Raw genomic sequence first — 23,543 nt, forward strand, 5'->3', positions numbered from 1 at the left:
CCCGTTCGCACTGAGCGAAGTCGAAGTGCGTGCTGCAAGCGGCGCGCCTGTGGCCCGTCCTTCGACTTCGCTCAGGACGAACGGCTTGCCTGTGGCAGGCGTTCACGGCGCCACCGCCAGCGGACGGTTCGGCAGTTCGGCGTGGATTTCGGGCGAATACATCGCCTCCACCCGTGTCGGCGGCAGCAGGAAGCGACCGGCGCCGTTCACACGTACCACATATTCCGTCGTCATCTGCCCCTTGGGCAGCCACGCGAAATAGCCGCGCCACGCATCCAGCCCGCGCTCGACATAGCCGGGCCATGCGATGCCGCCCGCATTGGCCTCGCCCGCCAATATCTGCGACTGCCCACCCTCGCCGCTGACGATCGACGCACCCGCCGGGATCGGATCCTCGATCACCACCCACGTCCGGTCGACCGGTGCGTCCACCGTCAGCCGCACGCGCAGCACGTCGCCGCGGCTCAGGCGATGCGGGTCCTTGCGCTCGACGAAGAACACCTCGCGCTTCACCCGATAGCCCGCGAAGGCCGGCGCAGTCAGCGGCACCGCCGCCTTCACCGAGACGGTCGCCCACGGCCCCGGCTGGCTCGAATGCGAGAGCAAGAGCGAGGCCGGGCCGGAGGGCGCACGCAGGAACATCGGCGTCGGTTGCGGCCAGGTGCGGCTCATCGTCTGGCCGCCCAGCTTCGCCGTCGTCACGCCCGTCGCCGTACCCGGATAGGCGGCGGCAAAGCGGCGCACCGCCACCGTGCCCCAGGCATTGGCGGGCGTCGTGTCCCAATGGCCGCGCATCTGGCGCAGCGAGACGCCGATCATCATCTTCGGCGCATCCTGTTCCCAGCCCGGCCGGCCGGTGACCGCCATCAGCGCCTTGATCGCCATCTCGTCGTCCGAGATCATCATCCACCAGGGCGCCAATTGCTTGTCGACAAGATCGAGCCGCGTGCCCTCATAGACGATGCGCGAGCGCAGCGTCTGCTCGGCCTGCGCCTTGAGTTTGGGATCGGCGCCCGGCGTCTTGTCGAGCGTCACCAGCCAGTCGGCGAGCGTGGCGGTCGGCATGTCGGTGACGGGAATCGCCACCTGACCCAGCATCGCCGTGGTCGAGGCCCCGTTCCGCGCCAGCGCCGCCAAGGCGGCCAAGCGCAGCAGCCGCTTGTCGGACGGCCCCTCGCCCTCCTCGGTGATGCGCCCGTCGACGACGCCGCGCAGCGCATCCATTACCTTGGCCTTGCCGTCCTCGGGCCAGGCCAGCCCAGCCTCCGCCGTCATCGACAGCGCATAGGCCGAGAGCGCGATCGAGCCGGTCTGATTCTGGTCGGGCCAGTAACGCAGAAGGCCGTTGTCGGATAGGTAGGTCGGCAGGTCGGCCATCTGCTGCGTCCACGCCGCGCGATCGTCGAGCGAGACGGCCTTGGAGAGCCGTTGCTCGAAGCAGCCGAACGGATAGGCCAGCATGTAGGCCCGCACACCCGAAAGCGGAGCGGCCGGCGAGGAGGTCAGCGCCACCTCGATCCCGCCCCGGCCCGGCAGCGCGCCAGCGGGCATCGTCACCGGCACCTGAGAGCCATCGCCGATGTGCAGGAAGGTGGCGGCCCAAGTCTCCTCCGGCACGGCCGGGATCACCTGCTCGTCCACCTGCATCCGGTCGCCCGCGCGGCCGTCCGCCGACTTGGCCGTCACCGTCCAGCGCAGCGAGGAGAGATACTCGGGGGCTGTCAGGCGCCACGTCACCGGCATCGCGCCGCCCGCCGGGATCGTCACGGTCAGTGGATGACCGTGGGCGATGGCGGGCTGGACGTCGACATTGGCCGTCACCATCATCGGCTTGTCCGAGCCATTCCTCAGCGTGAAGGTCGCGCCGTAGAAATCGCCGGAGCGCACCAGCGGCGGGATGCCCGAGAAGATCTGCAGATCCTGCGTGGTGCGGATCTCGGTCGCACCGGTGCCGAACAGTTCGCCCCCCGCCGTCGCCACCGCGACCAGCTTGTAGGCCGAAAGCGAGTCCGCCAGCGGCACGACCAGCGCGGCGCGGCCATTGGCATCGAGCTTCACCCGGCCCCGCCACAGCAGGACCGGCCGGAAATCGGCGCGAGTGAGCGCGGACATGTCCCCGCCCCCGCCGCCACCCGAGGCCACCGCCTTGCGGCCGTAATGCCGCTTGCCGACCACCTGCATCTGCGCGGTGGAGGTCAGCACGGAGAGCGGCCGATCGCCCATCATCGCGCCGAGGATGTTCCAGCTGTCGTTGGGCGAGAGCTGGAGCAGCGCCTCGTCCACCGCCGCGAAGGCGATTTCGGCCTCCTTCGGCGCCTTGCCGTCCGGCCCGAGCACCTGCACCGCCACCCTGGCGCGATCGCGGATATGGTAGGTCGCGCGATCGGCGCGCATCGCGACGTGGAGCTCATGCCCTTCCCAGCCGACCTGAACCTTGGTCATGCCGATCCGGTAGCTGGGCTTGGCGAGGTCGACCAACGCGGTGGGCGATGCGCCCTCCCGGCTGAAGAACGGCAGATGCCACTTGCGGGCCAGATCGGCGAGCCACAGCCGCCAGCCCGATATCCGCCCGCGCACCGCCTCCACCGAGATGAAGACGTCGGGCGCATAGCTGCCCTCCAGCGGCACGTTCACCACCGGGTCCTTGCCCGAGAGCGTGGTGACGAAAGACGACATCACGCCCTCGCGTTCCACGGTCACCAGCGCGGTGGCGGTGCGGAACGGCATGCGCACCTGCACATGCGCGACGTCGCCGACATGGTAGCTCTTCTGGTCGGCGACGATGTCCATCCGGTCGCCATTGTCGCCGCCGAACCACCAGTCATCGTCGCCCGCCAGATAGGTTGAGGTGACGGCGCGCGCCTCGTTGCCGTCGGCGTCGGTGGTGGTGGCGACCGCGATCACCTCGCCCGAGACGCCGGGATCGAGCTTGCACGTCGCCAGCCCCTTGTCGTCTGTCGTCCCCGAGCAATCGACGTCGAGCCTGGTCGTCTTCGCCGTATTGTCGAAGGCGTAGAAGCCGCCGATCAGCCGCCGCCGCGCCGACAATATCTCGCGTGTATAGAGCGCGATCCTGACGTGCTGGCCACGGATCGGATTGCCCTTGAGATCGAGCGCCGCGACCTGCAGCCGATAGTCCACCGCGCGCTGCATCCACCCGTCCGGCTTGATGCCGAGGCGCACGGCGGAGGTGTAGATCGGCACCGAACCGGAGGCGGTCAGTGTCTCGCCGTTCGAGTCCTGATAATCCATCTCCACCGTCATGTTGACGGCCTGCTGGAGCTTGGGGATGTCAAGCGGTGTCCGCAACGCGCCGTGCGCGTCGAGCGCCAGCGGGATCGTCGTCGCGCTCGGCAGCTGCGGGGCGTTGTTGTCGTTGTCGTCCTGGTCGAGCGGAACGGTGCCTTCCTTCACCGCCTGCCCGCCGAAGGTCCAGCCGTCCCACCCGTCGGGATTGTCGGAGAGCGTGTCGTAAGCGGTCCGCACCTTGATCGGAGCATGGCCCGCCCCGCCCCCCGAGAGATAGCCGACATACATGTCGATCGGTACCTGCTTCGGATTGACCTGCTTCTCCTTCGGCCCGCTCACCGAGGCGCGCATCGTCGGCAGGCGATATTCATCGACGCGGACCGATTGGCCGGTGTAGATGGTCTTGTCGCCGATCTTCACCTGCAGGCTGTAATCGCCCATCGGCGCACCCTTGGGTGGCGTCCAGCTGCTCTCGCCGATGCCGTCGCCGCGGAGCCTGATCGGGATATCGAAGGTCGTGCCGGAGCCATCGTGGCTCATCGTCAGCGTGCCCTCGACCGCGCCGCCCGAGCGGAAGCCGGTCGGCGTCTGGGCGCGATAGACATGCTTCATGTGCACCGTCTCGCCGGCGCGCAGCAGGGTGCGGTCGAAGATGGTGTGGAAGACCGGCTCGGCCGGGGAATAGCCGAAAGGCTGGTCGAAATCCGATGGCGCGATGCCCTGGTCCCAGTCCGTCAGAACGAAGCTGTAATCGTCGCCCTTGCGGGCCGAGACGATGAGCGGGTGAGAGCTGTCGCTGTCGCATCCGCCGTAGGTGGATGGATCGGGCAGGCCGCCCGGAATGACGACCCGGCCGTCGCTGCCGGTGGTGCCCGTGGCGAACTGCTGGCCGGTGCAGCTGTCGCTGATCTTCACGCTGGCGCCCGCCACAGGCAGGCCGCTGTCGAGCGAGGTCACCCAGGCGAGCGAATTGCCGCGTCCCCATTTGAAGTGCACCGCCATGTCGGTGACGAGCGCGGCGGCATTCACGTAGCGGATCGCCTTGCGACCGAGCAGCGCCTGCCCCAGCACCGGACTTTGCAGCTCGACCACGTAGAAACCGGGCTTGCTCAGCGGCACGCCGACCACCTCGAACTGCCGCCCCTGGCCGGGCAGTGCCAGCGTCATCCGGCTGACCGGCGCATCGCCCAGCACCGAGGTATCACCAGTGTGGTTGACGCTGTGCTTGTGGCCCTGCGGTCCCTCCTCGGTATATTGGTTGGCCTGCGCTTCCGTCACGCGCCTCAGCCAGTCGGCGATCTTGCCGTCATCCGCCTCGATCCGCGCGGTGCCGCCCGCGACGGCGCTCACCGCCTGCCCCAGCCCCGGCTCGACCCCGCGCACCGTGACCGGCAGCACACCGCCCTGCTTGGCCTCGAGGATGCCGAAGGGTGCCGCGAACTTCACCAGCGGCGGCGCCTCGGCGATCACGACATCCAGCGGGAAGCGTCGCGCGTTGGATAGGGGCCGGCCACTCTCGTCCTTGAGATCGGCAGGAATCGTCAGCTTCGCGGTAATCGATGGCGGGAAGACGGGCGCGAACTTCACGCTCGACAGCGTCGCGTCGTGTCCCTTGTCGTCGACCGGCTTGAGCACGCTCCCGCCGCCGACGTCGAGCCTGACCGCCATCGCCTGCGCGCGCGGCACCGGGGCGGTGAACTCGACGTTGACCGGCTCGACCGGCTCGCAGCCGGACGCCGCGTTTACGCGCGAGCAGGTGAGCTTGGCGGCGAACTCCTGCCGCACGGTGAAGTCGAAGCGCTTGTCGATCCCCGCGGTCTTTCCGCTCGGCGCGCGGATCGATGCGCCCCACACCAGCGCCATGTCACGCCCCGGCGGCAGCGGCCGGCGGCATTGCAGCGCCACCACGTTGGCGAGCGCGGTCGTCTTGTCCTGGGCCTTCTCGGGAAGCGGCGAGGGCACGCCGGCGCTATCGAGGAAGCTCGACAGCCGGTAGTCGGTGCCGAGCCCGGTGAAGACGCGCGCAACCTCGTCCTGCGGCAACACGTTGACTGCAATCCGCTCGCCGATCCCGTCCACCGCGCAATAGGCGCCCGAGGCCACGGAGTTGCGATCGACCGGCCCGTTGGTGGCGACGAAGAAGGTCTGTCCTTCCTCGATCTCGTTCCCGCCATCCTCGTCCGGGAGCACTGCCTTGGCATAGGGACCGCCGGTATCGATCGTGAAGCTCTGCGTTCCGCGCACGTCGTGGCCGGAGAGCGTCTTGAGGCCGGGCTTGAGCTTGGCCGTGCAGGTCGTGTCGCCGGGCAGCGCGTGGCTATATTCCCATACGTAGGTGGTGGGATCGACCCACCGCCCCGCGCCGTCGACGGCGCACTCCATGGTGATCGGCGCATCGCCCCCGCCGAGCGGCGCCATCGCTTCCGAAAAGCGCATCGTGAAGCGGGCGATCGCATTGCCGTCGGTGCCGGGGATGGCCTGGAGGACGGTCGCGGGTGAGTCGCCCGACGCCGTTACCGGCGCGAGCGCCAGAAGGACCACCGCGACTCGTGCAGCCAAGCCCCGCATACCCATCTCCCTGTATGAGGCGAGCATGCCTGAACCGGATCGGCACGTCCAGCGCCGAACCGTGCCATTTCATCGATGAAACGAAATAATGGCGCGCTATTTCGCGGGCAGTGTGAAAACGAAACGCGCGCCCTTATCGGCGCCGCTCTCGATCAGGATATCGCCCCCCATCGCGCGGGCGAGCCGGCGGGAAATGTAGAGGCCGAGGCCCGATCCCGGCTCACGCGTGCCCAGCCGCTCGAACTTGGCGAAGACCAGCTCGTGATTCTCCGGCGCGATGCCACGCCCCTGGTCGGCGACGATCGCCGCCACGTGCGCGCCGCGCGCCTCGATCGACACACGCACGGTCGACGATTCGGGGCCGTAACGCACCGCATTGCCGACGAGATTGACCAGCACCTGCAGGGACCGCTTGAAATCGCCGATCGCCTCCAGCTTTTCGGCGATGTCGGGCTGCTCGATCCGCATGTCCTTGTCATCGGCGCGCACCGACAGAAGCCCCCCGGCCCGGCGTGCGAGATCAGCCATGTCGAGCGTCTCCTGCTCGACCTCCAGATCGGCGCGCTCGACCGCCTCCAGATCGACGAGATCCTCGATCAGGCCGAGCAGATGGCGCCCGGCATTGGCGATGTCGCCCGCATAGCCGTTATAGTCGGCGCGGACCGGGCCATCCTCCTGCTCGCGAATCTGTTCGGCAGTCGCGACGATGCGGTGGATCGGCCCACGCAGGGCGGTTTCCAGCCGTTGCGCGAAGGCGCTCGGGCCGTCATTGGCGGGCTTGGGCGCGGCGGGCGTCAGCGTCGGCTCGTCGGCGATAGCGAAGCCCCCGCCCCTGAATCCGGTCAGCGCGCCGCCCGATCCCAGGATCGGCACGCCGGCAAGGCGGAAGCGTCGCGTCGATCCGCGCAGGACGACATATTGATCCTCGAAGCCCGCCTGGTTGGCGAGCGCCTCCAGCAGCGGAGGCCCTGCCTCACGACCATCTTCCAGCACGAACAGCCGGGTCAAGGCATCGCCCAGCACCGGGCCGGACGCTTCGCCGGACAACGCCGCCATGCCCGCCGCAGACAGCGACGAAAGGCGCAAAGCCGCATCGGTCTCCCAAGTCCAGTCCGCCTCGGCACGGAGGAAATCGGCTTCACGGTCGTGGTGCGGCGCAGGCATCGGAGCGAAGGCCGCTGAACGATGCGTCCAGCCGGCGATCGCCAGCTCGACCGAGGCGCCGTCCGGCTTCGCGCGGACCCAGAGATCGAGATCGTCCTCGCCGTCCGCCGCCAGCACGGCGCGCGACACAGGGATCGAGAGACGGCGCACGAGGCGCGCCAGCTGCGCGAGCTGCGGCACGGCAAGCGGGCCTCCTGGCTCGCCGCCGGCGCGGGCATGCAGGTCGGCCAGCGCCGGATCTGCCGATACCAGCCGGCCGTCCGCATCGACGCGGCCTTGAACGGAGCTGCTGTCCTGTTCCTGCATCAGCGGCCTGACAGCGCGGCGAGCGCGTCCCGATAATGAGGCTCGAGCCGCGCGCGGCGGACTTCGCCCCGCGCCCGCTCGACGCCGAGCGCGCCATAGCCTTCGACCAGCGTCGCAGCCGCCTCAGCCGGATCGGTACCGAAACCACGATCGAGCGCCAGCGACAGCGCCAGAATCATGGCGGCGGCGATGCCGCGCTCCACCTCGCAGGCGCGCAGCAGCACGGCGAAGCGGGCGGCGTCGGTCAGCATGGCGCGGGCATCGTCGAATGGGATGCCGACGCGAACGGCCAGCATGCCTGCAAGGCTCGAGACCCGGCCGGCGGCGAGCGTCCCGGCCAGCAGCGCATCGTCGAGCTGGCGCGCCGCATCGAGGCTGTGGGCAAGGCGCATCGCGGCGGGCGCGATCCCCTCGCCATCGTCGATGGTGGCGAGCCCGCGCGAGACGGCGGCGCTGGCGGCGCGGTGCAAGGCGCTTTCGTCGGCGCCCTTGCTCAGTGCCCGATCGGCGAGGCAGGCCGCGACCTGCCAGAACAGGGCATGGCGATCCTCGGCCGGCACATCGTGCAGCGGCAGCAGCGGATCGCCGGTGCGCTCGATGCGCGCGGCCTCGGCGGCACGGACAGCGAAGCTCTCGGCTGCGAACTCTCCGCCGATCGGATCGAGCCGCTGGGCGCCCGGTCCCTCGGCCTCGCCCGCACCCCGCACCAATGCGGCGGCCAGCCGATGTTCTTCCGCCCGCAGCAGGGCGGCGGCCGCTAATCCGGAACGGGAGAGTAACCCGGCGACGATGAAGCGCTCGCCCAGTTCGCCGGAAGGTCCTTCGTCGAGCATTGGCTCGGCGGCACGCAGCGCCCGTTCGGTGGCGTCGATCGTAGCGTGGATCAGCTGACCGGCACGCGCGCGCATCTCGTCGTCGATGCCGAAGGCGGGCGGGCGGGCAAGCTCGATCCCGGCGGCGGCGACACGATCGCCCAGCAAGGCCTCGGCGCCATGCGCGGCGGTGAGCAGGGCATCGCCCGATACGGAGACGCCCGGAAACGCGGACAGGTTGGACGGCTGCGGCACGGTCATGCCAACACCCCTAGCGAGACATGGTTAACGGCTTCCTAAATATGGACGATGCCGGGCGTTCCGGCCAGCCGCCGTCAAATCTCGACCTGGCTGCCCAGTTCCACGACGCGGTTCGAGGGGAGCTTGAAGAATTCCATCGCGCTTTCGGCGTTCCTCAGCATCCAGGCGAAGAGCTTCTCGCGCCAGATCCACATGCCGGGCCGTGAGGAGGCGATCAGCGTCTGACGGGCGAGGAAGAAGCTCGTGTCCATCATGCGCAGCGGCGCGCCGATCCCCTGCACGTTGGAGAGAGCGGCGGGCACGTCCGGCTCCTGCATGAAGCCGTAATGGACGACCATGCGGTAGAAGCCCTGCCCGAACTCCTTCACCTGCGTGCGATAGGCCTGGCTGACATAGGGCACGTCCTCGATCCGCACGGTCAGCAGGATCACGCGCTCGTGCAGCACCTTGTTGTGCTTGAGGTTGTGGAGCAGTGCATGCGGCACGCCGTCGCGCGCCGTCGTCATGAACACGGCGGTGCCGGGCACGCGCTCGGCCGAATTGGCGGCGGACTTCACGAACACCTGCACCGGCATCGCCACTTCGCTCAGCCGCTTGAGCATCAGCTCGCGGCCCTTCGCCCAGGTGGTGAGCAGGGTGAAGGCGATGAAGCCGATCAGCAACGGGAACCAGCCACCGTCCGGCACCTTGGTGAGGTTCGCCGAGAAATAGGCGAGATCGACCAGCAGGAAGAGCGCGATCAGCACGCCCGCGCCGATCTTGTTCCACTTCCACAGCGAGAAGAGCAGCACCGCGAGCAGCAGCGTGTCGATCAGCATCGCGCCCGTCACCGCGATGCCGTAGGCGGCGGCGAGATTGGTGGAGGTCTTGAAGCCCAGCACCAGCAGGATCACCATCACCATCAGCATCCAGTTGATCGCCGGGATGTAGATCTGCCCGGCGGCGGCGGCGGACGTATGGGTGATGCGCAGGCGCGGGATGAAGCCCAGCTGGATCGCCTGCTGGGTGACGGAGAAGGCGCCCGAGATCACGGCCTGCGAGGCGATCACGGTCGCCATGGTGGCGAGGATCACCAGCGGCAGGCGGAACTGGTCCGGCGCGAGCAGGAAGAAAGGCGACTTGATGATCTCCAGCGCCGCATTCGGCGTGGCGGAGAGGATCATCGCCCCCTGCCCCATATAGTTGAGCATCAGCGCCGGCAGCACGAAGACCAGCCAGGACAGCCGGATCGGCTCGCGCCCGAAATGGCCCATGTCGGCGTAGAGCGCCTCGGCGCCGGTCACCGCCAGCACCACCGAGCCCATGGCGAGGAAGGCGTGGAGCGGCTGGATCGCGAAGAATTCGAGGGCGTAGATCGGGTTGATCGCCCACAGCACGCCGGGCTTGGCGACAAGGTTGACGATGCCCAGCACCGCCAGCACCGCGAAGTATAGCAGCATGATCGGGCCGAACAGCACGCCGATCCGCGCGGTGCCGCGCGCCTGGAGCATGAACAGGCCGATCAGGATGCCGATCGCGATCGGGATGACGAACTCGCCCATACCGCTCTCGACGACGGTGAGGCCTTCCACCGCCGACAGCACCGAGATGGCCGGGGTGATCATCGAATCGCCGAAGAAGAGCGCGGTGGCGAACACGCCGAGCAGCACCAGCCCCTTGGTCCAGCGCTTCTCGCCCTTGAGCGAGCGCGACACCAGCGCCAGCAGCGCGAGGCTGCCGCCCTCGCCCTTGTTGTCCGCGCGCATGATGATGGAGACGTATTTCAGTGTCACCACCACCATCATCGACCAGAAGATGAGGCTGAGCACACCCATCACATGGCCGGTATCGGGCATCAGCTTGTGGTGGCCGGCGAAGGTCTCGCGGAAGGCGTAGATCGGGCTGGTGCCGATATCGCCGAACACCACGCCGATCGCGCCGACGGCGAGCTTCAGCAGGCTTTCGCCCGCATGACCCTCATGCTCCTGCGGGATGAGCGATTCGTCGCCGGGTTTCGGCGGAAGAGCCGTATCCTGCGGGTCGTTCATCGGCTGGTCATCGGATGGAGGCGATGACGTCGGAAAATCACAAGAACCATTCCCCGCCACGCGCCGGGTCCCCCGATCCGGCTGATGGGCTGTCGCCCTAGCACCCACCCGCCCGTGCTGCAACGCCGTGCATGAGCGGCCGTTCCGTCACGGCGCGGGCTGGGCGCCCATCGTTGCCCGCTGGCGGAGAATATCGACCAGCGCGATCCGCTCCTCCATCGGCTTGATCCAGGGCGACGCCGCCGGAAGCGCGGCGCGAAGCGATCGCCAGACCTGCTGGGCCTCATCGAGATCGCCGCCTTCGAGATAGGCGAGCCCCCGGAAATAAGCAGGCGCCGGGTTTCCGGGCTTGGCGACGGCATCCGCCCGATCGAACGCGAGCGTCACCGCCGGCGTGACATGCCCCTTCGCCAGCACGAACAGCGCATGAGCGTAACCGACGCGCAGGTCGGCGTCGTTCGGGCGCTTGACGATGGCATTGCGCAATAGCCAGGCGGCCCCCTCGTCCTCGCCCATGCGGTTGAAGGCATCGGCCGTGCCGAGCGCGATGCCGGTCTCTCCATAATGATTGAGGAAACGCATCCGTTCGGCAGCGAACAGCGAATCGGGGCGCAACGGCCGTTCGGCCGCTGCCGAGGGCGCGCCTGTCAGGCCGGGGCTGCCCTGCCAGGCATAGCCTGCGGCGGCCGTGAACAGCGCCGCCCCAACTAGCATCAGCGCCGGCCGCGCGAGCCGCATGGGCCAGGTCAGCAGGCCGAGCACCACGAGCGCGAGCAGGAGGAAAATCAGCCAGCCGATCACGTCCGCCGCCTCCGGAACGCCGATCGGGCAAGCAGTCCGCCGACCGCAAGCAGCAGGATCGGCGCCGCCCATAGCGGCCACGTCACCGCATCGACCGGCGGCCTGTAGCTCACCCAGCGGCCGTAACGCTGGATCAGCCATGCGCGTATCGCTTCGGGCTTTTCCCCTGCCGCAATCTTCTGGCGGACGAGCGCGCGCATGTCTCCGGCGAGATCGGCATCCGAATCGGCGATCGACTGACCCTGGCAGACCACGCAGCGGATCGTCTGCATCAGCGCCTGCGCCGCCGCCTCCTGAGCCGGATCGGGAAGCTGCGTGTAGGAGAGCGGTTCGGGCGCCATGGTGGGATCGGCCCACGAAACGGTGGGCGCGAGGATCAGCGTGAGAGCGATCACCCGCTTCACTGCGCATCCCTCACGGCGGCGAGGATGTCGGCGACGTCCTGCGGCTGGATCGGGCCGATATGCTGGGCGCGGATGACGCCCTTGCCGTCCACCACATAGGTTTCCGGCACGCCCGACGAACCGATCGCAATCTGGGCGGCGGAGGTCTTGTCGTCGCCGATCCGATCGTAGGGATCGCCGTTGCGCTGGAGGAAGGCGAGGCTGTCGGCCGGCGTATCGCGGCTGGCGATCCCTTCGATCGCGACGCCCGCCTGCTTGAGCTGCGCCAGCTGCGGCATCTCGACGACGCAGGGCACGCACCAGCTCGCGAAGATGTTGACCAGCCGCACCTTGCCGTCCGCGAAGCTGGCCGACGTCAGCGGCGGCTGGCGAGGGCGCGTGCTCGGCAAGGAGAAGGCCGGCAATGGCCTGCCGACCATCTGCGAACGGATGCTGGCGTCGTGCGGCCTGATCAGGCCGGTGAAGACCAGGCCGAGCACGATCAGGAAGCCGACCAGCGGCAGCCAGAGCAGGATGCGGATCGTCCGCAGGCTCATCCGAACCTCGCGAAACCGGTGGATTCGGCCACTACCTTGCGGCGTGGCAGCGAGCGGCCGAGCAGCGACAGCGCGCCGCCGATCGCGATCAGCGCGCCGCCCAGCCAGATCAAGGTTACGAACGGTTTCCACCACAGGCGCAACTGCCAGCGCCCGCCCGGCACCGGCTCACCGACCACCGTGTAGAGCTGCCCGTCCCAACGCGTCGCGATGGCGCTTTCGCTGGTCGTCTGCGGCGGATTGTCGAAGGTGCGCTGCGCAGGGGTGAGCGTGATCGGATCGGCCGAACCGCGCGTCGCGATCAGGGTGGCCTGCACGGCGGTGAAATTCTGCCCCGGCACCGGATCGACCGCGGCGAACCGGATCGCATAGGGGCCGACCGAGACGGTCTCGCCCGGCCGCGCCGCGATCAGCGTCTCCTTGGTGAACGCGCTCTCAGAAGCCATGCCGGCGAGGCTCACCGCGGCCCCGAGATGCGCCATCACCATGCCCCAGGTGAAGAGCGGCGTGCGGCGCAGGTTGCGCTTCCACAACGGCGCCACGCTCGCCGCCGCGACCCCTGCCGCCAGCGTCAGTCCGAGCAGCGGCAGGATACGGAGGCCCGGCGCCAACAACAATATCGCGACCAGCGCGATCACCGTCAGCGCCGCCGGGATCGCAATCCGCCTCGCCACCGCCACGATCTCATCCCGCCGCCAGCGCATCGCCGGCCCGGCCGCCATCACCGCGACGAGGATCAGCGCCAGCGGCCCGGCGGTGGCGTTGAAATAAGGCGGGCCGACCGAGAGTTTCTCGCCGGTCATGCTCTCGGCGGCGAGCGGATAGAGCGTGCCGATCAGCACCAGCGCGAGGATCACCGACAGCAGCAGGTTGTTGATCACCAGCGCGCCCTCGCGGCTCACCGGGTCGAAGCGGTTACCCTCCGCCACCGTCGCGATCCGCGCGCCGAACAGCGCCAGCGCGCCACCGATATAGAGCGCCAGCAGCACCAGGATGAAGGCGCCGCGCTTCGGATCGAGCGCGAAGGCGTGCACCGAGGTGAGGATACCGGAGCGCACCAGGAAGGTGCCCACCATGCTCATCGAGAAGGCGACCACCGCCAGCATCACCGTCCACGCGCGCAGCCCGTCGCGGGTGGCGAGTACCGTCACCGAATGAAGCAAGGCGGTCGCCGCCAGCCACGGCATGAGCGAAGCGTTCTCGGTCGGGTCCCAGAACCACCAGCCGCCCCAGCCGAGTTCGTAATAGGCCCAGTAGCTGCCCGCCGTGATGCCGAGCGTCAGGAACACCCACGCGCCCAGCACCCATGGCCGCATCGCCTTAGCGAAAGCCGGGCCGACATCGCGCGTCAGCAGCGCGCCGACCGCGAAGGAGAAGGCCACCGACAGCCCGACATAGCCGACGTAGAGGGTCGGCGGATGGAAGGCGAGGCCGGGATCCTGCAGCAGCGGGTTGAAGCCGTTGCCCTCGGCCGGCGCGATGTCGAGCCGCGCGAAGGGGTTGGACGAGAAGAGCAGGAAGGCGAAGAAGCCGAGCGCGATCACCCCCTGCGCGGCGATGGTGGCGGCCAGTGTCCGCTCCGGCAGGCGCCGCTCAAGCAAAGCCACCGCCGCGCCCGCGATCGCGAGGATCGTGACCCAGAGCAGCATCGAGCCCTCGTGGTTCCCCCATGTCCCGGCGATGCGGTAGAGGGTGGGAACGGTGGATGCGCTGTCTTCGGCGACGAGCTCCACCGAGAGATCGGTGGAATAGAACAGCCACATCAAAGCCGCGAAGGCGCCGAGCGTCATCACCGCCTGCGCCACCGCCACGGGGCGAACGGCGCGCAGCAGCTCCTCGCCGCCCGCCTTCAGCGATCCGAGCCCGAGAAACGCCTGCAACGCCGCCAGCATGGCCGCGATCCACAGCGCCGCGAGGCCAGCCTCGGCGATCACGGGCGAATCTCCAAACCTATCTGTGCTCCGGCGAAGGCCTGAGCGTTGTCGGCGGAGACGCGGCGCCTCCTTCCCAGCGCTCCGGCCTTCGCCGGAGCACGATGCGGGTGGACCACCTTCACCGCTTCAAACTCCCGGTCTCGTGCATGCCGTTGCCGGCGAGTTCGGGCGGTTTGTAATTCTCGTCATGCTTGGCGAGGATCGTGTCAGCGGCGAACCGGCCCGGCGCGGTGAAGCGCCCCTCCGCCACCACGCCCGATCCTTCGCGAAACAGGTCCGGCACGATGCCGGTATAGCGCGCGGTGACGGTTGCGGCGCCGTCGGTGACGCGGAAGTCGATGGTCACGCCGTCCGGCTCGCGGCGGAGCGAGCCTTTCTCCACCATGCCGCCCAGCCGCACCGTACGGCCGAGCTCGACGTGATCGCGCACCGCATCGCTCGGGCTGTAGAAATAGGAGGCCTGGTCTTTGAGCGCGGACATGCCGAGCAGCACCGCGCCGACCAGCGCGACAAGCGCCAGTAGCGCCAGCACGAGGCGTTGGTTCTTGGCTTTCACCGGCGTTTCAGAGCCTCTGCGGCGCGCTCGGCCTTGCGCATCTGCACGAAGCTGGCCAGCGCCAGCGCCAGCGTCGCCACGCCGGCCAGCACGTAGGCGGCGATCACGAACGGCCATTGGCTCATGGCTCGGTCCCCATCCGCCGCAGCCGCGCCTCGACTTTCTGGCGGGCGAGCATCGCGCGCATCCGCATCAGCACGATACTCACGAACAACAGGGTGAAGCCGACGAGCGCCACCGGCAACGGCCACAGGATCGATCCGGCGATGGAGGAGCCGGTGATCCCGATGCTCTCGCCCTGATGCAGCGTGCGCCACCACAAGACCGAGAAGTGGATGATCGGCAGGTTGACGACGCCGACGATTCCGAAGATCGCCGCGATCCGCCCCTGCCCGCCGCGATCCGCCTCGGCCTCGGCCAGCGCGATATAGGCGATGTAAACGAACAGCAGGACGAGCATCGAGGTCAGCCGCCCGTCCCACTCCCACCAGGTCCCCCAGGTCGGGCGGCCCCAGATCGATCCGGTGGCGAGGCAGATGCCGGTGAAGACGGCGCCCGGTAGAGCCACCGCGCGTGCGGCGATGCCCGCGAGCGGATGCCGCCACACAAGCTCCATGATCGAGGCAACGGCGATGCCGCCCCACCCCGCCATGCCCAGCCATGCGCTCGGCACATGGAGATACATGATCCGCACCGTCTCGCCCTGCAGGTAATCGGGCGGGGTGAGGAACAGGCCGGCGCCCAATCCCGCAACGACCAGCACCGCACCGATCCAGCCGCACCATCCGGTGAGCGGGCGCGCGAGCTGCAGGAAACGGACGGGGTTGGCGAAGATATGCATCGGTGGCGGACGCTCTACGATGACGCGCGCGCGGGGGGAAGCGGGCTTTGGTGCAAGCCCGCTTCCCGACGATCACCGCCCGATCAGCTTCTGCGCCATGCGGTCCGCCACGATCGAGGCCGGCTCGCTGCTCGTTGCACTTTCTCGCCAGATCGTTTCGAGGCGGCCGGGAATCTCGGCGATACGCTTCTCCACTTCGGCGCGGTCGCCCTGCCCGAGATATTCGAGGCCGACATTGATGATGCCGCCCGCGTTGATCACATAGTCCGGCGCGTAGGTGATGCCGCGCGCGTGGATGCGCCAGCCGTCGTCCGGCGTCGCGAGCTGGTTGTTGGCGCCGCCCGCCACCACCGGCGCGCGCAACGCGGCGATGCTCTCGGCGGTCAGTATCGCGCCCAGCGCACAAGGGCTGATCACGTCCGCCTCGATCGTCAGGATCGCGTCGGCGGGCACGGCTTCGCCACCCAGCTCGGCGGCCAGCGCCTTGGCACGATCGGCGTTGACGTCGGCGAGCGTCAGCTTCGCGCCGTCCTTCGCCAACAGCCTCGCCAGCCCACCGCCGACGCTGCCGACGCCCTGGATGGCGACATGCACGCCGGCCATCTCCTCGCGCTTCAACGCCCTGCGCACCGCCGCCTTGACGCCCAGATAGACGCCGTGCGCGGTGAACGGGCCGGGATCGCCGCCCGCAGCCCCGCCCGCCACCGGCAGGCCGGAGACGTGCTTCGTCTGCTTCGAGACCTCGACCATGTCCGCATCCGAGATGCCGACATCCTCGGCAGTGACATAACGGCCGCCCAGCGCCTCGACCGAGCGGCCGAACGCCGCCAGCAACTCGGGTGACTTCGGCACCGCCGGATCGGCGAGGATCACCGCCTTGCCGCCGCCCATCGGCAGGCCCGCCATCGCGTTCTTGTAGCTCATGCCGCGCGACAGGCGCAGCGCGTCGGTGACGGCCTCCGCGCTCTTGACGTAGCCCCAGTAGCGGCAACCGCCCGCAGCCGGCCCGAGATGGGTCGAGTGAATGGCGATGATCGCGCTGAGCCCCGAGGCCGCGTCCCGGAAGAAATGGACGCCTTCATGCTCGTCGAAATCGGGATAGTCCCAGGGGGCCATGGCGATCACCTCGCGGCCGGTCTGGAACAGGGCAGATCCGGGGAAGCCGGCCGACCCGCCCCCGAACGTGCGCTGCGATGAGGAGGACGGTGGGGCGATCGACGGGTCTTGAACCCGCGACCTCCGGTACCACAAACCGGCGCTCTAACCAACTGAGCTACGATCGCCACTAAGCCGTCCATGGCAGCGTGGGCGCGGCCATAGGGGTGCCCGCCGAGCCGCGTCAAGGCGCGTCCGTCGGGACGCGCACCGATAATAGAATTGCCGTCGAACGCAACAGATTCGTTCGCGAGGGCGGGCTGGATTGTAGCGAAGTGACCGGCGGGCGAGCGGTCCGCTACCCGGCGCGAATCCGGAAGCATGATCCATATGAAGTTCAGGCCGACGCACTATCTATCGGGCTCGAACACTCTTTCAGCGCTGTTGGAGCATCTATGGGCAGATATTCGGGATTGATCGCGGCCGCTTCGCTGGCCCTCGTGTCGCTGGCGAGCCCGGCGTCGGCCGCCACGGCCCCGGCCGGCGGCACGATCGTCATTTCGCCGAAGACGGCGGACGGCGACTACGATCCCGCGCTCAACACGTTCGTGGCTGCAGCGGTGGAAACGCTGACCGACAAGGGCTTCACCGTCCTCGATCCGACCGGCCACAGCGCGTACCAGGCCGAGCTGACGCTGGACCGCGCCGATGTCGGCACCGGGTACGGCAAGAGCAAGGGCGATGCGTCCGTCAGTGTGGTCGGCACGGGTGTGGTTGTCCCCCTGTCGACCGGCCGCTCCCAGGTGGTCGCCCTCCAGCGCACCCGCATCGAACTGGTGATCCGCAAGCGCGGCGATCCTGCGATCGTCTGGAAAGGAGCCGCCGTCACGGTGCGACCGTCCGGCGCGGATCAGAAGGTCGCTGCGGACCTGAGCAACGCCCTGCTCCACGATTATCCCGAGCAGCCCTCGGATGTCGTCGGAGTGCCGTAAGGGATGAGCGGACGTGGTGGGCGCGACAGGGATTGAACCTGTGACCCCACCCGTGTGAAGGGTGTGCTCTACCGCTGAGCTACGCGCCCACGTCCGGGTTGCCGGGCTTGAAGAGGCTAGGCCTCGTTCCGGCGCGACGGGCGATGCTCCGTCGAGGCGGCGCGGTTAGCGCGCCTTGGGCGTGCTGTCCACACCAGAATGGAGCCGTAGAAAGAAATGGCGGCCGCTCCCCCGAAGCGACCGCCGCATTCCTTGCCTTTAGTTGACCGAATCCTTCAGGCCCTTGCCGGCCTTGAACTTCGGCTGGCTGGACGCCGCGATCGACATCGGCTCGCCGGTGCGCGGGTTGCGGCCGGTGGAGGCCTTGCGCTTGCTGACCGAGAAGGTGCCGAAACCGACGAGGCGGACTTCGTCGCCCTTCTTCAGCGCGGCCGAGATGCTGTCGAACACGCTCTCCACCGCCTTGCTCGCATCCGCGCGCGTCAGGCCGGCGGACTCAGCGACCGCACCGATAAGCTCCTGCTTGTTCATCCTTCCAAAACCCCCTGTCCTCATGCCCGGGCATTATCAAGCGCCCGCGTGGAACTGTCCGGCCGCACGACCTGTGCGGCCTTGTTGCAGAAGAGGGGCGCAAAAAAGGGGCGAGTCAATACGACCCGCCCCCGCATGCGATGAACCGTTGGATTCAGTTTGGATTCAGTGGCGAATCGCCTGTTCACCGGCCGATTCGGGGCGAATCGTTGCCGCCAGTTCATCCGCTTCGGTCCATTCGATCGGATCGATCGGCGAGGCCAGCGCGCGCGCCAGCACCTCATCGAGGTGGCTGACCGGCACGATCTCCAGTCCATTGGTGATCGAGGCCGGGATCTCGGCAAGATCCTTCTCGTTCTCGGCCGGGATCAGCACCGTGCGGATGCCACCGCGCAATGCCGCCAGCAGCTTCTCCTTGAGACCGCCGATGGGCAGCACACGGCCGCGCAGCGTTACCTCGCCGGTCATCGCTACGTCCTTACGCACCGCGACGCCGGTCAGCGTCGAGATGATGGCTGTCGCAAGACCGATACCGGCGGATGGGCCATCCTTCGGTACCGCGCCTTCCGGCAGGTGGATATGGACGTCCTTGCGCTGGAACAGGCTGGGCCGCACGCCATAGGCCGGCGCACGCGCCTTGACGAAGGACCAGGCGGCCTGCACCGATTCCTTCATCACGTCGCCGAGCTTGCCGGTGGTCTGCACCGCGCCCTTGCCGGGCACCGTCACCGCCTCGATGGTGAGCAGCTCGCCGCCCACCTCGGTCCAGGCGAGGCCGGTCACCGCGCCAATCTGGTCCTCGGTATCGGAGACGCCGTAGCGATACTTCCGTACGCCTGCGAACTCGGCGAGGTTGGCGGCATCGACCGTCACGGCCTCCGTCTTCTTCTCCAGGATGCGGCGCAGCGCCTTGCGCGCCAGCCGCGCGATCTCGCGCTCCAGCGTGCGGACGCCGGCCTCCCGCGTGTAATAGCGGATCAGGTCGGTCAGGCCCTCGTCGGTGAGCGTGAACTCACCGTCCTTCAGGCCATGCGCCTCCACCTGCTTCTTGACGAGATGCGCCTTGGCGATCTCCAGCTTCTCCTGTTCGGTATAGCCTTCGAGCCGGATGATCTCCATGCGATCGAGCAGCGGCTGCGGCAGGTTCAAGCTGTTCGCGGTGCACACGAACATCACGTCCGAAAGATCGATGTCGATCTCCAGATAATGATCCTGGAACTTGCTGTTCTGCTCCGGGTCAAGCACCTCGAGCAGCGCCGAGGCCGGGTCGCCGCGGAAATCCTGGCCGAGCTTGTCGATCTCGTCGAGCAGGAACAGCGGGTTGCTGGTGCCGGCGCGCTTGAGGTTGTTGACGATCTTGCCCGGCATCGAGCCGATGTACGTGCGGCGGTGGCCCCTGATCTCGGCCTCGTCGCGCACGCCGCCCAAGGACTGGCGGATGAACTCGCGCCCGGTCGCCTTGGCGATGCTCTTGCCGAGGCTGGTCTTGCCCACGCCCGGCGGGCCGACGAGGCACAGGATCGGCCCCTTCAGCTTGTTGGTGCGCGCCTGCACCGCGAGATATTCGACGATGCGCTCCTTCACCTTCTCCAGCGCGTAATGATCCTCGTCGAGGATCGCCTGGGCGGCGGCGATGTCCTTCTTGACCTTGCTCTTCTTGCCCCACGGCAGGCCAAGCAGCACGTCGAGATAGTTGCGCACGACGGTGGCCTCGGCCGACATCGGCGCCATCGTCTTGAGCTTCTTGATCTCGGCGGTGGCCTTGGTGCGGGCTTCCTTCGAGAGCTTGAGCGTCGCGATCTTCTGCGTCAGCTCGGCGATCTCGTTGCTCTCGTCGTCGCCCTCGGCGCCGAGCTCGCGCTGGATCGCCTTGAGCTGCTCGTTGAGATAATATTCGCGCTGGGTCTTCTCCATCTGGCGCTTCACGCGGCTGCGAATCTTCTTCTCGACCTTCAGCACGCCGAGCTCGCCCTCCATGAAGGCGAAGGCCATCTCAAGCCGCTTGAGCGGATCGCCCTCGGTGAGCAGCGCCTGCTTGTCGGCGACCTTCACCGCGATGTTGGCGGCGACCATGTCGGAGAGCTTGGCGGCGGTATCGACCTGCGCAAGCTGCGTCGAGGTCTCGGCCGGCAGCTTCTTGTTGAGCTTGGCGTAATTGTCGAACTGGTCGAGCACCGAGCGCATCAGCGCCTGCGCCTCGGGGCTGTCGGTCTCCTCGGGATCGTCCAGCAGGGTGATGGTGGCGGTGAGCAGCTTGAGCTCGCCCTCCTCCAGCGACTCCAGCGTCGCGCGCTGCTTGCCCTCGACGAGCACGCGCACGGTGCCATCGGGCAGCTTGAGAAGCTGCAGCACGGTGGCGACGACGCCGAGATCGTAGAGCGCCGTGCGATCGGGATCGTCCTCGGCCGGATCGAGCTGCGCCACCAGGAAGATGTTCTTGTCGGCGGCCATCGCCGCCTCGAGCGCCGCGACCGATTTCTCGCGGCCGACGAACAGCGGCACGATCATGTGCGGGAAGACGACGATATCGCGCAGCGGCAGTACGGGAAGAGTCTCGGTCAATTCAGTCTCCGTGGGGGCGGTGCTTGAGTCCTGCCCCGGTTCACGGCTCAATATGGAGGTAGGAGAGCGAAGGATCAATGAACCTGGTGCGATAGCCGCATCGTCTTCCGTAGTCAGCCTTACCAATATCGGAACGCACGGCTCCAGGGGACCTTTCGCGCGTTGAAATAACGGAAGCGAGGAGCGCGCCATGAAGGCCGTCATATTGATCGCGGCGATTGGAGGTATTTTCGCCAGCCTGCCGGCGCTGGCCGACCCGATCGACATTCGTTGCCGTCAGGACTTCACACAGGCAAGTTACACGATCACCGGTCATGCCATACCCGTTCGGCGATTTTCGTCGAATATCCGCTACATCCTTGACGAGCAGGCTCGAACGATCACGATCGTCGGACCATCGAAACGCACGGTCTTCCACGATGGCGGAGGTCAGCACATTCTGGTCGAAAGCGGCGGTCTCACCATGGCTGGCACCACCCGCTTCCCGAATGATGGGCCCGTGACGTCTCAGATTCTGCGTTTCAACGCCGACGGTACGCGCGGCGCGGGGGAGAGCAAGCTGGTCATGCGCGGCCACCTCCTTCAGCAGAACGATACCGTGCTGCACTGCGTCCGGGCCGACTGACGCACCGCTTTCGCGAAAAGGGCGCCCGGACAAACTCCGGACGCCCTTCCCTATGTCGTTGCCCTGAAGCTCACGCCGCGCCGGGCGCTTCCTTCTGCTTCTTCGCGAAGACGCGTACCGGTTCCTTGCGGCCCTCGACCACGTCCTTGTCGATCATGACCTCGTCGACGCCCTCCATTGAGGGCAGCTCGAACATGGTGTCGAGCAGGATCGCCTCGATGATCGAGCGCAGGCCGCGCGCGCCGGTCTTGCGGTCGATCGCCTTCTTGGCGACGGCCACCAGCGCCTCGTCGGTGAAGCCGAGCTTCACGGTCTCCATGTCGAACAGCTTCTGATACTGCTTGACCAGCGCGTTCTTCGGCTCGGCGAGGATCTTGACCAGCGCGGTCTCGTCGAGATCCTCCAGCGTCGCGATCACCGGCAGGCGGCCGACGAACTCGGGGATCAGGCCGAACTTGAGCAGGTCCTCGGGCTCGCACTGGCGCAACACCTCACCGGTGCGGCGCTCCTCGGGCGAGGCGACATAGGCGCCGAAGCCGATCGACTTGCCCTGCAGGCGGTCGGCGATGATCTTCTCGAGGCCCGAGAAGGCGCCGCCGCAGATGAACAGGATGTTCGTCGTGTCGACCTGCAGGAACTCCTGCTGCGGATGCTTGCGGCCGCCCTGCGGCGGAACGCTCGCGGTGGTGCCCTCCATGAGCTTGAGCAGCGCCTGCTGCACGCCCTCGCCCGATACGTCGCGCGTGATCGAGGGATTGTCCGCCTTGCGGCTGATCTTGTCGATCTCGTCGATATAGACGATGCCGCGCTGCGCCCGCTCGACATTGTAGTCGGAGGCCTGGAGCAGCTTGAGGATGATGTTCTCGACATCCTCGCCGACGTAGCCGGCCTCGGTCAGCGTCGTCGCGTCGGCCATCGTGAACGGCACGTCGAGGATGCGCGCCAGAGTCTGCGCGAGCAGCGTCTTGCCGCAGCCGGTCGGGCCGACGAGCAGGATGTTGGACTTGGCGAGCTCGACGTCGGCACCCTTCGCGCCGTGGTTCAGGCGCTTGTAGTGGTTGTGCACCGCGACCGAGAGCACGCGCTTGGCCTTGGACTGGCCGATCACGTAATCGTCGAGGACGTCGCAGATCTCCTGCGGGGTGGGCACACCGCCGTCCTTCTTGGAGACCAGGGCGGACTTCGTCTCTTCGCGGATGATGTCGTTGCAAAGCTCCACGCACTCGTCGCAGATGAACACGGTCGGGCCTGCGATCAGCTTGCGGACCTCGTGCTGGCTCTTCCCGCAGAAGGAGCAATAGAGGGTGCTCTTGCTGTCGCCGCCACTCAGATTGGGCATATTCGCTTTCCTTGGCGCCGGGCCACGCCCGACTGTCATTTAATCGTAGTCTAGCCGGTTGGGCCGGTCGGGCAATGGGGATTCGCCCATCACCCGGCTCGGCCTGTCCCGGTTCAGGCTGCCGCCTTCTCTTCCGTAGGCGCCGGACGCTTGTCGAACACCTCGTCGATCAGGCCGAATTCCTTAGCCTCGTCGGCCTCCAGGAACTTGTCGCGATCCATCGCCGCTTCGATCGCCTCTATCGGCTTGCCGGTATATTTCGCGTAAAGCGAGTTGAGGCGATGGCGCATACGCAGGATCTCGCGCGCCTGGATCTCGATGTCCGCCGCCATGCCCTGCGCGCCGCCCGAGGGCTGGTGGATCATGATCCGGCTGTTGGTGGTGGCGATCCGCATGCCGGGCTCGCCGGCGGCCAGCAGGAAGCTGCCCATCGAGGCCGCCTGGCCGATGCAGAGCGTGCCGACGCGCGGGCGGATATACTGCATGGTGTCGTGGATCGCGAGGCCCGCGGTCACGACGCCGCCCGGCGAATTGATGTACATGAAGATGTCCTTCTTCGGGTTCTCGGACTCGAGGAAGAGCAGCTGCGCGCAGATCAGCGAGGCCATATGGTCCTCGACGCCGCCGGTGATGAACACGATGCGCTCGCGGAGCAGGCGCGAGTAGATGTCGAAGCTGCGCTCGCCGCGGCTCGACTGCTCGATCACGATCGGCACCAGTCCGGCGGCCGCGTCGTTGTGGAAAATGCCGTGTGGGGTCTCAACGGTCATGGGATTTCAAGCGTCCTTCTGCCCTTAGCCGGGACTACATCGGCGCTTGCGCAAGGGACTTCAAGGGGAAGATCGCGGGGCGCCATAGCCCTCTCCCGCTTTCGCGGGAGAGGGTTGGGTGAGGGTCTTCTTTTTCGAGGCTCGAGATATCTTCGAGGAAGAAGACCCTC

At 67.7% G+C, this 23,543-nt stretch carries 18 protein-coding genes and 2 tRNA genes; 2 read left to right on the forward strand and 18 right to left on the reverse strand.

Annotated elements, in window-relative coordinates; all coding sequences use genetic code 11:
- Positions 1–102: 102 nt before the first annotated feature.
- The 13 genes from HZF05_RS20505 to HZF05_RS20560 all read right to left on the reverse strand — a co-directional run bounded on the left by HZF05_RS20505 (position 103) and on the right by HZF05_RS20560 (position 16,742).
- A complete protein-coding gene (locus HZF05_RS20505) occupies positions 103–5,817 on the reverse strand; it encodes an alpha-2-macroglobulin family protein (RefSeq protein ID WP_160364317.1) in 5,715 nt (1,904 codons plus the stop codon).
- A 96-nt stretch (positions 5,818–5,913) separates the two neighbouring features.
- The gene (locus HZF05_RS20510) at positions 5,914–7,287 is read right to left on the reverse strand and encodes a sensor histidine kinase (protein ID WP_160364318.1); all 1,374 of its coding nucleotides are present in this window, start codon (positions 7,285–7,287) and stop codon (positions 5,914–5,916) included.
- Positions 7,287–8,360: a DUF2336 domain-containing protein gene (locus tag HZF05_RS20515; protein WP_160364319.1), complete on the reverse strand. Its 1,074-nt coding sequence runs from the start codon at positions 8,358–8,360 to the stop codon at positions 7,287–7,289. Before HZF05_RS20515 ends, HZF05_RS20510 begins: the two co-directional genes overlap by 1 nt.
- A gap of 74 nt (positions 8,361–8,434) precedes the next feature.
- On the reverse strand, positions 8,435–10,387 hold the full coding sequence (locus HZF05_RS20520) for a potassium transporter Kup (RefSeq protein WP_160364320.1): 1,953 nt from the start codon (positions 10,385–10,387) through the stop codon (positions 8,435–8,437).
- 147 nt (positions 10,388–10,534) lie between these two features.
- A complete protein-coding gene (locus HZF05_RS20525) occupies positions 10,535–11,188 on the reverse strand; it encodes a tetratricopeptide repeat protein (RefSeq protein WP_160364321.1) in 654 nt (217 codons plus the stop codon).
- Positions 11,185–11,592, reverse strand: a complete 408-nt coding sequence (locus HZF05_RS20530) for a cytochrome c-type biogenesis protein (RefSeq protein ID WP_343046934.1) — start codon at positions 11,590–11,592, stop codon at positions 11,185–11,187. Before HZF05_RS20530 ends, HZF05_RS20525 begins: the two co-directional genes overlap by 4 nt.
- A complete protein-coding gene (locus HZF05_RS20535; protein WP_160364322.1) occupies positions 11,589–12,128 on the reverse strand; it encodes a DsbE family thiol:disulfide interchange protein in 540 nt (179 codons plus the stop codon). The genes HZF05_RS20530 and HZF05_RS20535 overlap by 4 nt, the downstream gene beginning before the upstream one ends.
- On the reverse strand, positions 12,125–14,062 hold the full coding sequence (locus HZF05_RS20540; RefSeq protein WP_160364323.1) for a heme lyase CcmF/NrfE family subunit: 1,938 nt from the start codon (positions 14,060–14,062) through the stop codon (positions 12,125–12,127). The genes HZF05_RS20535 and HZF05_RS20540 overlap by 4 nt, the downstream gene beginning before the upstream one ends.
- A 118-nt stretch (positions 14,063–14,180) precedes the next feature.
- Positions 14,181–14,618 carry a cytochrome c maturation protein CcmE gene (gene ccmE, locus HZF05_RS20545; RefSeq protein ID WP_160364324.1) on the reverse strand — a complete coding sequence of 146 codons (438 nt, stop codon included), beginning with the start codon at positions 14,616–14,618 and terminating at the stop codon, positions 14,181–14,183.
- Complete coding sequence (locus HZF05_RS22235; RefSeq protein WP_281367545.1) at positions 14,615–14,743, reverse strand: hypothetical protein; 129 nt, start codon at positions 14,741–14,743, stop codon at positions 14,615–14,617. Before HZF05_RS22235 ends, ccmE begins: the two co-directional genes overlap by 4 nt.
- Entirely contained in the window at positions 14,740–15,459 is a 720-nt protein-coding gene (ccmC, locus tag HZF05_RS20550; RefSeq protein ID WP_160364325.1) for a heme ABC transporter permease CcmC, read from the reverse strand. Before ccmC ends, HZF05_RS22235 begins: the two co-directional genes overlap by 4 nt.
- A 72-nt stretch (positions 15,460–15,531) precedes the next feature.
- On the reverse strand, positions 15,532–16,575 hold the full coding sequence (locus HZF05_RS20555) for a Glu/Leu/Phe/Val family dehydrogenase (RefSeq protein ID WP_160364326.1): 1,044 nt from the start codon (positions 16,573–16,575) through the stop codon (positions 15,532–15,534).
- A gap of 90 nt (positions 16,576–16,665) precedes the next feature.
- A tRNA-His gene (locus tag HZF05_RS20560) sits at positions 16,666–16,742 on the reverse strand.
- A 267-nt stretch (positions 16,743–17,009) separates the two neighbouring features.
- Between HZF05_RS20560 and HZF05_RS20565 the strand changes: the two genes are divergently transcribed.
- On the forward strand, positions 17,010–17,546 hold the full coding sequence (locus HZF05_RS20565) for a hypothetical protein (RefSeq protein WP_160364327.1): 537 nt from the start codon (positions 17,010–17,012) through the stop codon (positions 17,544–17,546).
- Between the two features lie 14 nt (positions 17,547–17,560).
- On the opposite strand, the gene HZF05_RS20570 is transcribed toward HZF05_RS20565, so the two are convergent.
- The 3 genes from HZF05_RS20570 to lon all read right to left on the reverse strand — a co-directional run bounded on the left by HZF05_RS20570 (position 17,561) and on the right by lon (position 20,585).
- Positions 17,561–17,635, reverse strand: a tRNA-Val gene (locus HZF05_RS20570).
- 169 nt (positions 17,636–17,804) lie between these two features.
- Entirely contained in the window at positions 17,805–18,077 is a 273-nt protein-coding gene (locus tag HZF05_RS20575) for an HU family DNA-binding protein (RefSeq protein WP_160364328.1), read from the reverse strand.
- Between the two features lie 165 nt (positions 18,078–18,242).
- Complete coding sequence (gene lon / locus HZF05_RS20580; RefSeq protein WP_425505652.1) at positions 18,243–20,585, reverse strand: endopeptidase La; 2,343 nt, start codon at positions 20,583–20,585, stop codon at positions 18,243–18,245.
- A 244-nt stretch (positions 20,586–20,829) separates the two neighbouring features.
- Between lon and HZF05_RS20585 the strand changes: the two genes are divergently transcribed.
- Positions 20,830–21,264: a hypothetical protein gene (locus HZF05_RS20585; protein WP_160364330.1), complete on the forward strand. Its 435-nt coding sequence runs from the start codon at positions 20,830–20,832 to the stop codon at positions 21,262–21,264.
- 70 nt (positions 21,265–21,334) lie between these two features.
- Here HZF05_RS20585 and clpX read toward each other — a convergent pair whose 3' ends face one another.
- The gene (gene clpX / locus HZF05_RS20590) at positions 21,335–22,603 is read right to left on the reverse strand and encodes an ATP-dependent Clp protease ATP-binding subunit ClpX (protein WP_160364331.1); all 1,269 of its coding nucleotides are present in this window, start codon (positions 22,601–22,603) and stop codon (positions 21,335–21,337) included.
- Positions 22,604–22,716: 113 nt separating this feature from the next.
- Positions 22,717–23,373, reverse strand: coding sequence for an ATP-dependent Clp protease proteolytic subunit (locus HZF05_RS20595; protein WP_160364332.1), 657 nt, complete (start codon positions 23,371–23,373; stop codon positions 22,717–22,719).
- Positions 23,374–23,543: the final 170 nt, after the last annotated feature.

The sequence above is a fragment of the Sphingomonas chungangi genome (assembly GCF_013778325.1).
Classification (GTDB): Bacteria; Pseudomonadota; Alphaproteobacteria; order Sphingomonadales; family Sphingomonadaceae; genus Solisphingomonas; species Solisphingomonas chungangi.